Source organism: Streptomyces sp. EDA2-14 (assembly GCF_054963755.1).
This window is the reverse complement of the sequence record NZ_JBUEGE010000023.1, coordinates 82342-95149: the sequence shown is the minus strand read 5'-3', so window position 1 is coordinate 95149 and position 12808 is coordinate 82342. Positions and strand designations below refer to the sequence as shown.

The 12808-nt window shown below is 69.7% G+C and carries 11 protein-coding genes; 6 read left to right on the top strand and 5 right to left on the bottom strand.

Translation table 11 applies throughout. The annotated features are described in order from the left end of the window. Window positions 1-392: 392 nt before the first annotated feature. The 5 genes from ACY34M_RS36305 to ACY34M_RS36285 all read left to right on the top strand — a co-directional run bounded on the left by ACY34M_RS36305 (window position 393) and on the right by ACY34M_RS36285 (window position 4828). Window positions 393-1157, top strand: a complete 765-nt coding sequence (locus ACY34M_RS36305) for an ABC transporter ATP-binding protein (protein WP_462722660.1) — start codon at window positions 393-395, stop codon at window positions 1155-1157. After that, window positions 1139-2308 carry a hypothetical protein gene (locus ACY34M_RS36300; protein WP_462722661.1) on the top strand — a complete coding sequence of 390 codons (1170 nt, stop codon included), beginning with the start codon at window positions 1139-1141 and terminating at the stop codon, window positions 2306-2308. Before ACY34M_RS36305 ends, ACY34M_RS36300 begins: the two co-directional genes overlap by 19 nt. Window positions 2309-2384: 76 nt before the next feature. Continuing rightward, the gene (locus ACY34M_RS36295; protein ID WP_462722662.1) at window positions 2385-2798 is read left to right on the top strand and encodes a VOC family protein; all 414 of its coding nucleotides are present in this window, start codon (window positions 2385-2387) and stop codon (window positions 2796-2798) included. Between the two features lie 38 nt (window positions 2799-2836). Next, a complete protein-coding gene (locus tag ACY34M_RS36290; RefSeq protein WP_462722663.1) occupies window positions 2837-3976 on the top strand; it encodes an LOG family protein in 1140 nt (379 codons plus the stop codon). Window positions 3977-4153: 177 nt separating this feature from the next. Next, on the top strand, window positions 4154-4828 hold the full coding sequence (locus ACY34M_RS36285) for an LAETG motif-containing sortase-dependent surface protein (protein ID WP_462722664.1): 675 nt from the start codon (window positions 4154-4156) through the stop codon (window positions 4826-4828). Window positions 4829-4862: 34 nt separating this feature from the next. On the opposite strand, the gene ACY34M_RS36280 is transcribed toward ACY34M_RS36285, so the two are convergent. From ACY34M_RS36280 to rlmN, 5 genes are all read right to left on the bottom strand, one after another. Further along, on the bottom strand, window positions 4863-5681 hold the full coding sequence (locus tag ACY34M_RS36280) for a maleylpyruvate isomerase family mycothiol-dependent enzyme (protein WP_462722665.1): 819 nt from the start codon (window positions 5679-5681) through the stop codon (window positions 4863-4865). 10 nt (window positions 5682-5691) lie between these two features. Beyond that, entirely contained in the window at window positions 5692-6732 is a 1041-nt protein-coding gene (locus ACY34M_RS36275; RefSeq protein WP_462722666.1) for an ABC transporter ATP-binding protein, read from the bottom strand. After that, a complete protein-coding gene (locus ACY34M_RS36270; protein ID WP_462722667.1) occupies window positions 6732-8345 on the bottom strand; it encodes an ABC transporter permease in 1614 nt (537 codons plus the stop codon). Before ACY34M_RS36270 ends, ACY34M_RS36275 begins: the two co-directional genes overlap by 1 nt. Before the next feature lie 44 nt (window positions 8346-8389). Further along, a complete protein-coding gene (locus ACY34M_RS36265) occupies window positions 8390-9469 on the bottom strand; it encodes a thiamine ABC transporter substrate-binding protein (RefSeq protein WP_462722668.1) in 1080 nt (359 codons plus the stop codon). A gap of 242 nt (window positions 9470-9711) precedes the next feature. Then, entirely contained in the window at window positions 9712-10818 is a 1107-nt protein-coding gene (rlmN, locus tag ACY34M_RS36260; protein ID WP_462722669.1) for a dual-specificity RNA methyltransferase RlmN, read from the bottom strand. 847 nt (window positions 10819-11665) lie between these two features. Between rlmN and ACY34M_RS36255 the strand changes: the two genes are divergently transcribed. Then, entirely contained in the window at window positions 11666-12805 is a 1140-nt protein-coding gene (locus ACY34M_RS36255) for a DUF262 domain-containing protein (RefSeq protein ID WP_462722670.1), read from the top strand. Window positions 12806-12808: the final 3 nt, after the last annotated feature.

The following is a 12808-nucleotide window of genomic DNA, read 5'->3' as shown; positions in this document are numbered from 1 at the left end:
GCAGGATCTGAGCCAGGGCGGCCACGGAACGCCAACTGGCTTGAAACGCGGCCCGGTTGCCCCATCCGAGTGAGATGGGTGCGGCCGGGCCGCGTCCTTTCTCCGGCTACCGCGGGCGGATACCTACCGTGCCCAGTGACCGATCGGCCGCGCCTTCGTTCCCCCGTACGGGCCCTTCTGACGGGTCAGGCCGGGTACGAGTGGCCGCCACGATCGGCTCAGGCAAGCGGGCTCTGGTGCGTGCAGCTGCAAGGCGGAGGAGGGCGACAACGCGGAGCGTTGACAACCGACGACAACGCCGCAGATGTGCGCACCAGAGCCCGCGACTCCGGCAGGACCCGTCAGAAGGGCCCTGTGGGGGAAGGCAACTGATCTGAACCGAGGTGTACGCGATGGTGGCCCCGCCGGACAACGACGTGCTGTGGGCGCGTGCCCTGCACTACGCACACAGCGGATCGGGCAACGGACCGGAGGGCGCACCCCCCGCGCTCACCAGCGTCTCGCTCGGGGTCCGCGAGGGCGAGATCCTCGCCGTCACAGGCCCGCGCGGCAGCGGGAAGACGACGCTGCTGCGCTGCCTCTCCGGCCAGCTCCTGCCGCAGCAGGGCGAGGTGTGGTTCAACAGCACGCCCGTGCACACGATGGGCCCGCTGGTGCGCGAGCGGCTGCGCCGCGACCGCTTCGGCTGGATCGACCCCGAGCCGGTCCTCGTGCCCGAGCTGACCGTGTGGGAGAACGCGGCGCTCCCCCTGATGCTGCGCGGCACCCCGCGCCGCCCCGCCAAGACCGCCGCCCACGAGTGGCTCGACCGGCTCGACGTCGGCCGGCTCGCCCGCAAGCGCCCGCACGCCCTGTCCGTCGCCGAGCGCCAGCGCGTCGCCATCGCCCGCGCCCTCGCGCACGCCCCGAACGTGGTGTTCGCCGACGAGCCGACCGCGACGCTGCACCGCGCCGACAGCGCGCACATCCTGCGCACCCTCACCGCCGCGGCCCGCTCGCACGACATCACGGTCGTCCTCGCCACGCACGACTCCGAGGTGGGCGCGCTCGCCGACCGCACGGAGTCGCTGCTCGACGGGCGCCGCGTGCACACGGTGCCGCTGCCCGAGAAGGCCCCCGAGGCGGAAGGCCGGGCCGCGTGCTCGCTCTCCGTCTAGCCCGCGGCGCGCACCCGCTGGTCCAGCTGCGCAGACTGCTCGTCGCCGCCGCCTCCGCGGGCACCGGCTTCCTGCTCCTGTGCACGCTCGGCCACGCCCTCGGCCACCCGCAGGCCGCCGCGAACTCCGTGCTGCGCCTCGCGTGGTGCGTGCTGCCGCTCGCCGCGACGGTGTACTTCGCGGTCGCCGTGGCCCGCTCCGACCCCGGCACACAGCCGCGCGCGGGCCTGTCCGCGGTGGGCCTCGGCCCGGCCCGGCTCACCCTGCTCGCCGCGATCTCCACGGCGATCGCCTGCACGCTCGGCTCGATGCTGGCGCTGCTGTTCTTCCTGCACCTGCGGGGCGACCTCTCGGGCCTCCCCTTCGACGGCGCGGCCCGCGGACTGCTCGCCGCCGACCGGCCCCTGCCGCTGGCCGCCACGCTCACCCTGCTGACCTGGGTGCCGCTCGCGGCGTCCGCGGCGAGCGCCCTCGCCCTGCACCCGCGGCTCGCCCGCCCGGTCCCGGCCACCGAGGAACCGCAGGAACCTGCGCCCGCCCCCTCCGGTCTGCCGTGGGGCTTCGCCCTGCTCGCCGCCGGCCTCGCCGTGGAGACGTACGCGGCGAGCGCGCGCGGCGCCGCGGGCTCCCGGCTGCCGGGCGGCCTCACCGGCAGCCCCACCGGAGTGCTCGTCGGCTGGACGCTGACCGCGCTCGGCCTGGCGCTCGCCGGTCCCGGACTCACCTATCTGTGCGGGCGCGCGCTGCAGTCCGTACGCCCCTCCGCGGTGCGGCTGCTCGCGGGCCGGGTGCTCCAGGAGGAGGCGCGGCGGATCGGCCGCCCGCTCGGCGTGGTCTGCGCGGTGGCGTCCGGCGGATACGCGGCGGGCGTGGTGTACGGGGCGCGCGAGGACGCCGCGGCCGGCGTCGGTCCGCTGGCGATGCTCGGCGCGGCGCTCGTCGTGGGGTGCGCCGTGGCGACGCTGGTGACCGCTTCCTTCGAGGCCCGCCGGGCACGGCGGCACACGACGGAGGCGCTGCTGCGGATCGGCGCCCCGGCGACGGCGCTGCGCGGGGCGGTGGCGCTCAGGGCCTGCGCCCTGCTGGCCGTTTTCGGGCCGCTGACCTGGGTGGTCGCGGAACTTTCGGCGGCTCCGCTGACGGCGCGATGAGTTTTGGCGAGACTGACCGTCTACATGTTCGTACGCACCACACCACTTCACTTATCGAGAAGGCGACGGACGCGTCATGAGCGAGTACCAGCAGATGATCTTCCCGAACCTGGCCGTGAGCGACCTGGCCGCGTCCACCAAGTTCTTCACGGAGCTGGGGTACGAGCGCAACGCACAGTTCTCCGACGACACCGCCGCCTCCATCGTGATCAGCGAGCACATCGTTCTCATGCTGCTCACGAAGGAGAAGTACGCGGGCTTCACGAAGAAGACGATCGTCGACTCGAAGAGCAGCAGCGAGGTGCTGATCGCCCTGAGCGCCGAGAGCCGCGAGAAGGTGGACGAGCTCGTGGACCGGGCGATCGCCGCAGGCGGCACCGAGACCGGCGAGAAGCAGGACCACGGCTTCATGTACGGACGGGCCTTCGACGACCTCGACGGCCACACCTTCGAGGTCATGTGGATGGACCCGTCCGTCGTCGAGGGCTGACCGACGGCCGCGCACCGGCCCGTGCCTAGCATGGGCGGGTGCCGAATCCAGAGCAGTCATCCGAACCGTCCGTGCCGGCCACCACCTCCGACCGAGAGATCGAGACACTCGCGGAGTTCGACGAGGTGGTGGCCGCGCGCGGCACGCTGACCGGGCACCGGGTGCAGGCGGTCGACCTGACCGCCCGCACCGAGCGCCTGCGCGGTGCCGAGGTCGAGGGCGCCATATTCCTCGGCTGCCCGATGGAGCCGCAGGCGGCGGCCGAGGTCAGGGCGCGCGGCGCGCTGGTCTTCCCGCCGGTCCCCGGTCTCCCCTTCGACCCGTACCGCGGCCGTCTCTACGCCCCCGCCGAGCTGTTCGACGGCCTGTCCTCCGAGGAGGGCTACGCGGCCACTCCCGACTCCCGCGCCTACGACTGGTTCCAGCGGACCAAGGCCGACGGTGACGTGTTCGCCTCGATGCTGCGCGCGGTGCACGACGACTCGGTGTCCGACGCGCTCGACGAACTCCTCGTCGGGGCGCGGGTGGTGGGCGTCATGGGCGGTCACGCGATGGCGCGCGGCACGGACGCGTACGCGGGCGCCGCCCGGCTCGGCCGGACGCTGGCGCGCTCGGGGCTCACGGTGGCGACGGGCGGCGGTCCCGGCGCCATGGAGGCCGCGAACCTGGGCGCGTACGCGGCGCCCTTCGCCGACCCGATGCTCGACGACGCGCTCCAACTCCTCGCGAAGTCGCCCTCGTTCAGCCCGTCGATCACCGACTGGGCGGACGCGGCGTTCGCCGTGCGGGAGCGCTGGCCGGACGGCGGCCCGTCCGTGGGCATCCCCACCTGGTTCTACGGGCACGAGCCGCCGAACGCGTTCGCCGAGCACATCGCCAAGTACTTCGCCAACGCCACCCGCGAGGACGGACTGCTGGCCCGCTCCACCGCGGGCGTCGTCTTCCTGCCGGGTGCGGCGGGCACGGTGCAGGAGATCTTCGACAACGCGACGCCCAACTACTACGAGTCGCGCGGCGAACCGACCCCGATGGTCCTCGTCGACCGCGCCCACTGGACCGAGCGCCTGCCCACCTGGCCGCTGCTCCAGGCGCTCGCCCGCGAGCGGTCCATGGAGGACCGGATCGCGCTCGTCGACACGGTGGAGGAGGCGGGCGAGGCGATCGCGCGGCTCGGATAGCGACGGGGCCAGGAACACTGGGTCAAGCCGAGGTCAAGAGTGGCGGACGGACCCCCTGAAGTATTGACCGTCCGTCACGGTCACCGATAAACCATCGGTGACCGTGGGGGTGTTGAGCTTCGAGGTGCGTTCGCGCCGCGCCGCACCCCTTCTCTTCCCAGTACCTGAAGGACAGCTGTGTCCGTAGCCCCCCGTATATCTCAGCGCATCTCTTCCAGAGCGGCCCGCTTCGCCGGTGTGGCCGCCGCCGCGACGGCCCTGACACTGGGCGTCGCAGGCTCCGCCTCGGCGTGCAACATCAGCGAGTTCACCGCCAAGGCCGGCTGCGAAGGCGAGCAGGGCGTCATCACCGTCACCGACGTCGACGCCTCCGGCACCCCGGCGACCGTGACCGTCTTCCGCACCTCCGGCGGCTCCGAGGAGCAGGTCGGCTCCCAGGTCGTGAAGGGCTCCAAGGAGGGTGCCACGATCACCTTCAAGGAGAGCTGGAAGCCGGGCGCGACGTACCGCGTCCACGTGAAGACCGACCGCTTCAATGTCGACGACGACATCAAGGGCGGCGTCACCGCCCCGGCCACGGCGTGTGCCACCGAGAAGCCGTCGACGCCCGCGACGTCCGCCGCGCCCAGCACCTCGGCCCCGGCCGAGAAGCCGGCCCCGTCGGCCCCCAAGACCAGCGCCGCCGCTGCCCCGGCACCGAGCAGCTCGGCCTCCCCGGCCGGTGGTTCGGACCTCGCCGAGACCGGCGCGAGCAGCAACACCCCGGTGATCGCCGGCATCGCGGCGCTCCTGGTCGTCGCGGGCGGCGGTGTGGTCTTCGCGCTGCGCCGCAAGAGCTCGACGCCGAAGTAGGCGTGGTACGGGCGTCGTTCGACGGCTCAGCCGGTCACCCGAACGACGCCCGCTCCAGCCAGAAGTCGAGCAGCTCCCGCTCCCCCACCACCTCGACGCTCCCGCCGTCGACCGGTACGCGCCGGTAGAACGCGAGCAGCAGGGCGGTGAGCGGCCCGCGCAGCGCGACGTCCGCCCTGGCGTGACCACGCCGCCACACGACGCCCTCGTCGGCCAGCTCGATCAGCCACTCGGCCGCTGCCTCCGGCGCGGTGTCGGTCGCGTGGAGGTGGACGGTGCGCCCACCGAGCCTCAACTCCCGCGCCGAGTCCGTCGCGTCGACGTCCTGCACGTAGCGCACGATGCGCAGCCACTCGTCGACGGCGTCGATCGCGATTTCGGGTGCCACGTCGTAGGGGACCTTCGCGGCGAGCGCCGCGTCGGCCCGGTGGATCACCGTCTCGTGGGTCATGCGGCGGGCCCAGAAACCGGTGTCGGACTGCCAGGACCACGTCCAGCAGGGGGTGTCGGGTCCTGCGGCGCGCAGCGTGTCCACGGCGCCGCGGGAGCCTTCGGCGAGCCAGGCGTCGAGGGCTGCGGGGTCGTCGCTGTCGGGCCCGGCGAATCCGGGCACCCGCTCGTCCGGGACCTCCTCGGTCGCTCCGGTCCTTACGGTCGTGTCCACCCAGCGGTGGGCACCGCCGACATGTACGGCGAGCTCGCGCAGGGTCCAGTCGGGGCAGGTCGGGACGGTCGCGTCGAGGTCGGCACCGACGAGGTGCTCCCGCAGCAGATCGGTCTGGGCGAGGATTTCGTCGCAGTACCGGGCGTGCGAGAGCTGTCCGCGCGCCGGAGTGTCGTGGGGTTCGGCCATGTGCCCGACCCTACGAAACGGCGCCCTCGCCCAGCACCACGATTTCCGCCGCGTCGAAGGCGACGCCGACCTCTTCGCCCGGCTCGGGCGCCGCACGCAGCGCGCAGGCCGCCTCCAGGCGGGGCGCGTCCGCCGGCTGGAGGTGCAGCGCGACATGCGTGCCACGGAACGTGCGGGCGGTGACGGTGCAGCTCAGCTGCGCCTCGGCGGCGGGGACGAGGCGTACGCCGGCGGGCCGGACGAGCAGCCGGCAGCCGCCCTGCGCCGAGCCCTCGGGCACCGGAACCTTGCCCCAGGGGGTGTCGGCGACCGCTCCGGTGACCGTCGCCTCCACCACGTTGTCGAAGCCGAGGAACCGGGCCACGAACTCGTCGGCCGGGTGCTGCCACACCTCAAGAGGCGTACCGGTCTGGGCGATCCGTCCGTCGCGCATCACGACGACCCGGTCGGCGAGCGCGAAGGCCTCGCCCTGGTCGTGCGTGACGGCGAGCACGGTCGTCCCCAACTCGCCGAACAGCTCGCGCAGTTCGACGACGAGGCGCTCGCGCAGCGAACGGTCGAGCTGCCCCAGCGGCTCGTCGAGCATCAGCAGCCGCGGGCGGGGCGCGAGGGCCCGCGCGAGCGCGACCCGCTGCTGCTCTCCGCCGGAGAGCGCGCCGACCGCGCGCCGCTCCGCGCCGGGCAGTCCGACGAGCGAGAGCAACTCCCGTACGCGCTCGACCTGTTCGCCCTTGCCCGCTCCGTGCATGCGCAGCCCGAAGGCGACGTTCTGACCGACGTCGCGCTGCGGGAACAGCTGGTGGTCCTGGAACATCAGGCCCACGCCCCGCTTGTGCGCGGGCACGCCCGCCTGGTCGGCGCCGCCGAGCACCACCCGTCCGCCGTCCAGGGGCTGCAGCCCGGCGACGGCCCGCAGCAGGGTCGACTTGCCGCTGCCGCTCGGCCCGAGCACGCACACGATCTCGTGCTCGGCCACCTCCAGGTCGACGTCGTCGAGCACGGCGCGCCCACCGAACCGTACGGTCGCGTCGTCCAACTCCAGCAGCGACATCAGAACTCCCCGGTCGAGGCCTTGGCGGGCCGAATCCGTTCAAGGACCAGCAGCGAGGCCGCGCAGACGACCATCAGTACGGTCGAAAGGGCCATCGCCTGGCCGTAGTTGAGATCACCGGCGCGGCCGAGCAGCCGCGCCACGGCCACCGGCAGCGTCGGATTGTCGGGCCGCGCGATGAACACGGTCGCCCCGAACTCGCCGAGCGACACGGCGAACGCGAACCCGGCCGCGACCACGAGCGCCCGCCGCACCATCGGCAGGTCGACCTCCCGCCAGGCCCGCAGCGGCGAGGCCCCGAGCACGGCGGCGGCCTCGCGGAGCCGCCCGTCCACGGCCCGCAGCACCGGCAGCATCGTCCGCACCACGAACGGCACCCCGACGAGCGCCTGTGCGAGCGGCACCAGGATCCACGTGGACCGCAGATCGAGCGGCGGCTCGTCGAGCGTGATCAGGAACCCGAACCCGACGGTCACCGCCGACACCCCCAGCGGCAGCATCAACAGCGCGTCGAACCCGCGCACGAGCCGCCCGGCCCGGCGGGTGAGCGCCGCGGCGGCGAGCCCGCCGATCACCACGGCGATGGCGGTGGCGGCGAGCGCGTACTCCAGCGAATTCCAGATGGCGTCGATCGGCGGTACGAGGAAGGTGCCGCCGTCGGCGTCGGTGAGCGCCCGGTAGTACCCGAACCCGTACCCGCCCGGTGCGTCGAGGGACCGTTCGACCAGCACCCCGAGCGGCACCACGATCAGCAGGGCGACCGACACCAGCACGCCGGCAAGGAGCGCCCACTGCCCGGCCCCGCGCGGCCGCCGCGAGGTGTGCGCGGCGTCGACGAGCCGCAGCGCGCTCTCCCGCCGCCGCACGGTCCAGGCGTGCACACCGAGGATCAGCCCGACGGCGGCGAACTGCACGATGGTCAGCACGGCGGCGGTCGACAGATCGAAGATCTGCGCGGTCTGCCGGTAGATCTCGACCTCAAGCGTCGAGAATCCGGGTCCGCCCAGAATCTGCACGACGCCGAACGACGTGAACGTGAACAGGAAGACCATCAGCGCGGCAGCCGCCACGGCGGGCCCGAGCGCCGGCAGCGTCACCCTCCGCCACGCCGCGAACCGTGAGGCGCCGAGCATCCGCGCGGCCTCCTCCTGCCGGGGATCGAGCTGCGCCCACAGCCCGCCCACGGTCCGTACGACCACGGCGTAGTTGAAGAAGACGTGCGCGAGCAGGATCGCCCACACGGTCGTGTCGAGCCGTACGCCCCACAGCTCGTCGAGGAGCCCGCCGTTCCCCACGAGCGCGAGGAAGGCGGTGCCCACGACGACGGTCGGCAGCACGAACGGCACGGTGACGACGGCCCGCAGCACCTGTTTGCCCGGGAACTCGAACCGGGCGAAGACATACGCCCCCGGCAGCGCGACCAGCAGCGTCAGCGCGGTCGACGCGAGCGCCTGCCACACCGTGAACCACAGGACGTGTCTGATGTCCGACTGCCCGAGGACGTCCAGGATCCGCCCGACCTGCCAGGAGCCTTCGGCGTGCAGCCCGCGCTCGACGATCGCGACGACCGGGTAGGCGAAGAAGAGCCCGAAGAACACGACGGGCAGGGCCATGAGCCCGAGCCGCGCCGCGTTCCCGGTCCGTCTCTTGGGGTCGACTACTTCAGTACGAGCGACGTCCACGACTTCACCCAGTCGTCCCGGTTGTCCGCGATCTTGCGCGGGCTCATGGTCTCCGGGTCGTCGATCTTCACCGCGTACTTGGTGTAGTCGGCGGGCGCGGTGGCGTTCTCCGTCACCGGGTCGACGAACATGTTGAGCGGCATGTCCTCCTGGAACTTCTTGGAGACCAGGAAGTCGAGCAGCGCCTTGCCGCCCTTCTCGTTCTGCGCGCCATGGAGCAGCCCGGCGAACTCGACCTGCTGGAAGCAGGTTCCCTTGGCGACGCCGACCGGCGAGGTCTTCGGCTGCGGATCGGCGAACACGGCCTCGGCGGGCGGCGAGGACGCGTACGACACGACGAGCGGCCGCTCACCGCCGGCCTTCTTGCCCCCGGCGGAGCCCGAGAACTCCTCGTTGTACGCCTGGTCCCAGCCGTCGACGACCTTCAGGCCGTTGGCCTTCAGCTTCTTCCAGTACGTCTGCCAGCCGTCGTCGCCGTACTTCGCGGCGGACCCGAGCAGGAAGCCGAGACCGGGCGAGGACGTCGAGGCGTTCTCGGTGACGAGCAGGTTCTTGTACGCGGGCTTGGCGAGGTCCGCGAAGGAGGCGGGCGGCGCGAGGTCGTGCTTCTTGAAGTACGCCTTGTCGTAATTGACGCAGAGCGAACCGGTGTCGACAGGGGTGACCCGGTCCTTCCCGGCGTCGAGCCGGTACTCGCTCTTCACCTGGTCGAGGCCCTTGGCCTGGTACGGGGAGAAGATGCCGTTGTCGAGGGCCCGCGAGAGCAGCGTGTTGTCGACGCCGAAGAAGACGTCGCCCTGCGGATTGTCCTTGGACAGGATCGCCTTGTTGACGGCTTCGCCGGCGTCGCCGTCCTTCAGGACCTTGACCTTGTACCCGGACTTCTTCTCGAAGTCCTTGAGCACACCCTTCGAGACGGCCCACGAATCGTGGCTGACGAGCGTCACGGTCTTGGAGTCACCGCCCGCGGCGCCCGAGTCCCCCGAGGACCCGCACGCGGACAGCGTGACCAGACCGAGGCCGACGACCACGGCCACGTACGCCTTCTTGCTCACTTGAATTCCTCCTGGAGGTGACCAGGAGAAGACGCGGCCCTGCCCGGAGCCTTCTGACAAGGCTCCGGGCAGGGCGCAACAGCTTGAGTGGTGTCCGAACTTCCTACCCGGAATGACCCGGGCAAGGTCCAGAGGGTCTGCGGCCTGCCGACGCGTCCCTTGCCGTCGTGTGCCGCACTCTCAGCGCTGTGGCGCTCCCCTGTCGGAAATACAGATGCAGTTGTCGTACTTACCAGGCCAGGCTACCGCTCGGTGGCCGCCAGCTGTCCACAGGCTCCGTCGATCTCCTGGCCGCGGGTGTCCCGGATGGTGACCGGGACGCCGTGCGCGGCGATGGCCTGGACGAAGGCCTTCTCGTCCTCGGGCCGCGAGGCAGTCCACTTGGAACCGGGCGTCGGGTTGAGCGGAATCAGGTTCACGTGCACGGGCTTGCCCTTGAGCATCCGGCCGAGCCGGTCACCGCGCCACGCCTGGTCGTTGATGTCGCGGATGAGCGCGTACTCGATCGAGAGCCGGCGTCCGGAGGTGGCGGCGTACTCGAACCCGGCGTCGAGCACCTCCCGCACGTTCCACCGCGTGTTGACGGGCACGAGGGTGTCGCGCAGCTCGTCGTCGGGGGCGTGTAGCGAGATGGCGAGGCGGCACTTGAGGCCCTCGTCGGTGAACCGGTTGATCGCGGGCACGAGCCCGACGGTCGACACGGTGATGCCCCGCTGGCTCAGCCCCAGCCCGTCGGGCTCCGGGTCGGTGAGCGCGCGGATGGCCCGGATGACCCGCTTGTAGTTGGCGAGCGGCTCGCCCATGCCCATGAACACGATGTTGCTGAGCCGCGCGGGCCCGCCGGGGATCTCCCCGTCCCGCAGGGCGCGCATCCCGTCGACGATCTGATGCACGATCTCGGCGGTCGACAGATTCCGGTCGAGCCCGGCCTGCCCGGTGGCACAGAACGGGCAGTTCATGCCACAGCCGGCCTGCGACGAGATGCACATCGTCACGCGGTCCGGATACCGCATGAGCACGCTCTCCACGAGCGTCCCGTCGAACAGCTTCCACAGCGTCTTGCGCGTCGTGTCGCTGTCGGTCGACAGATGCCGCACGACGGTCATCAGCTCCGGAAGCAACGCCTCCCGCAGCTTCTCGCGCGACCCCGCGGGGATGTCGGTCCACTCCGCGGGATCGTGCGCGAACCGCGCGAAGTAGTGCTGCGAGAGCTGCTTGGCGCGAAACGGCTTCTCACCGACCGCGGCAACGGCTTCCTTCCGCTCAGCAGGCGAAAGATCAGCAAGGTGCCGCGGCGGCTTCTTGGCTCCGCGGGGGGCGACGAACGTGAGTTCTCCGGGCTTAGGCATAGCGTTACCAGTGTCGCAGACAAACGCCTGTGACCTGGCGCCGTCGCTTGGGAGACCTGTCACTGATGGTCGCCACTGGTCACTGCTGAGCGCCCTCGGACGGCCCAGGGACGGCCCGAAACTCTCGACTCTCCCATGCTCTGACCAGCTAGCATCGCGGCCAGCACAGGGCATGGGGGACGCTGTGACACTCAACCGCAAAGGCTCACGACGCATCGTCGTCGACGGCACGACTTACCGCTGGCGTCTTCGGGGCCGGCCGACGTACGACCAGGCCCTCTGCGCCAGGCCGTGCACGTACGCAGTGCAGCACGCAGACGAACCGGGCACGACCCTCGTCGTCACCACGAACCAGCCTCACGCCAGCAACTGGTTCGGAGCGCCGAATGCTGCTGTGCTCCCCAGCGACGTGAGCGCCGCCATCACATCGGCCCTCGCCCAAGGCTGGCATCCGACACGGCCTGGCCCGCCATTCCACCTGGACCGGTCCGACGGATTCGACCGTTTCCAGGCCTGACGCCGCTGCTTCTGCGACCGCTTCGTCTTGAAGCAACCTGGTGCGCCTGCTCTCCCAGGCTTCACGGGCTCGCCACCTGCACCGATAGTCAGCCAGCGTCCATAGCTGTTCGCGGCTGTGTACGGCCGTTGTCACACAGTTAGACACTCACTGGGCCCGCAATGGGCGCCCCGAGCGTGGTCAGTCCTATCGGTCGGATGCTGTGGGGTCCCGGCGTTCCCTGGCCGGCCTGCCATGGCAGGCATAGATTCGCAGATCTGACGCGTCTGAGCGGTCAATGCTCTATGATGTAGGTCATTTTGACGATGCGTCAGTTAAACAGGGGGCAAGGTGGAGCAGATCGAGTTCGGGTCTGACGGCGGTCGCGATATCGAAGAATCTGAGCTGCTTCTCGATAGCGACTACCAAGAAGATCCGATTGGATTCTGGGAGACTAAGCAGAGAGATCTGCTCACGAGCGTTCTTGATTACAACCTTCGCTCCCTGACCGATTTGGTTAAGAATAAACAGATCGATCTCTCACCTAACTACCAGCGTCGCAACAGATGGAAAGAGGATCGGAAGTCGCAACTGATCGAGTCATTCTTGATGAATGTCCCGATTCCGAATATCTTCCTAAATGAAGACGCCTATGGGCACTATTCCGTGATCGACGGAAAGCAGCGCCTGACGGCTATCAGTGATTTCCTGTTCGGGCGCTTCGCACTAACGGGCCTTACCGTTTTCGGTGAGGCTAACGGCCTCAGGTTCGATGAACTTCCAGCAACGCTTCAGACGATCCTTGAAACGCGCGCAAACCTGCGTGCCGTAATCATCCTCCGGCAGTCCGATCCGGACATCAAGTACCAGGTATTTCAGCGCCTGAATACAGGTGGGATTCGGCTAAACCCACAAGAAATTCGCAATAGCGCATGGCCCGGCAGATTTAACGACATGATTCTCGAGGAGTCGACTTCCAGCGAGTTCCACAAGCTGCTCGGAATTCGAGACAAGAATAAGTCTGCCATATATAGCGAAATGCGAGATGCGGAATTCGTGTTGCGCTATCTGACATTCCGTAAAAACTGGGACACCTTCTCCGGCGGAATGGGGCGCAAGCTGGATACGTACATGGCAGCGCACCATGATATGCCAGCAGCAGAGGTCGAAGCTGCACGCGCCGAGTTCCGTTCTGCCGCACGGAAAGCGAGGGCCGCTTTCGGGGAAAATGCATTCCAGCGGTGGTCGCCTGAGAGAGATTCTTGGCGCCGTCAAGTGCTCGCCTCGCTTTATGATGCCGAGATTTTCGCCGTCGCTGGATTCTCTGAGGAGATCCTGAGCGAGAAAAGCTCGGAGATCATCGCGGGTGTACAGGGCCTCTTCGCCGATTCAAAGTTCCGCAAAGCTGTCGATGCTGCCACTAACACCCCCAGCTACTTTCGTGATCGTATCTCGATGATGCGAGACATGATCAGAGAAAAGGTTGGTTGAGTC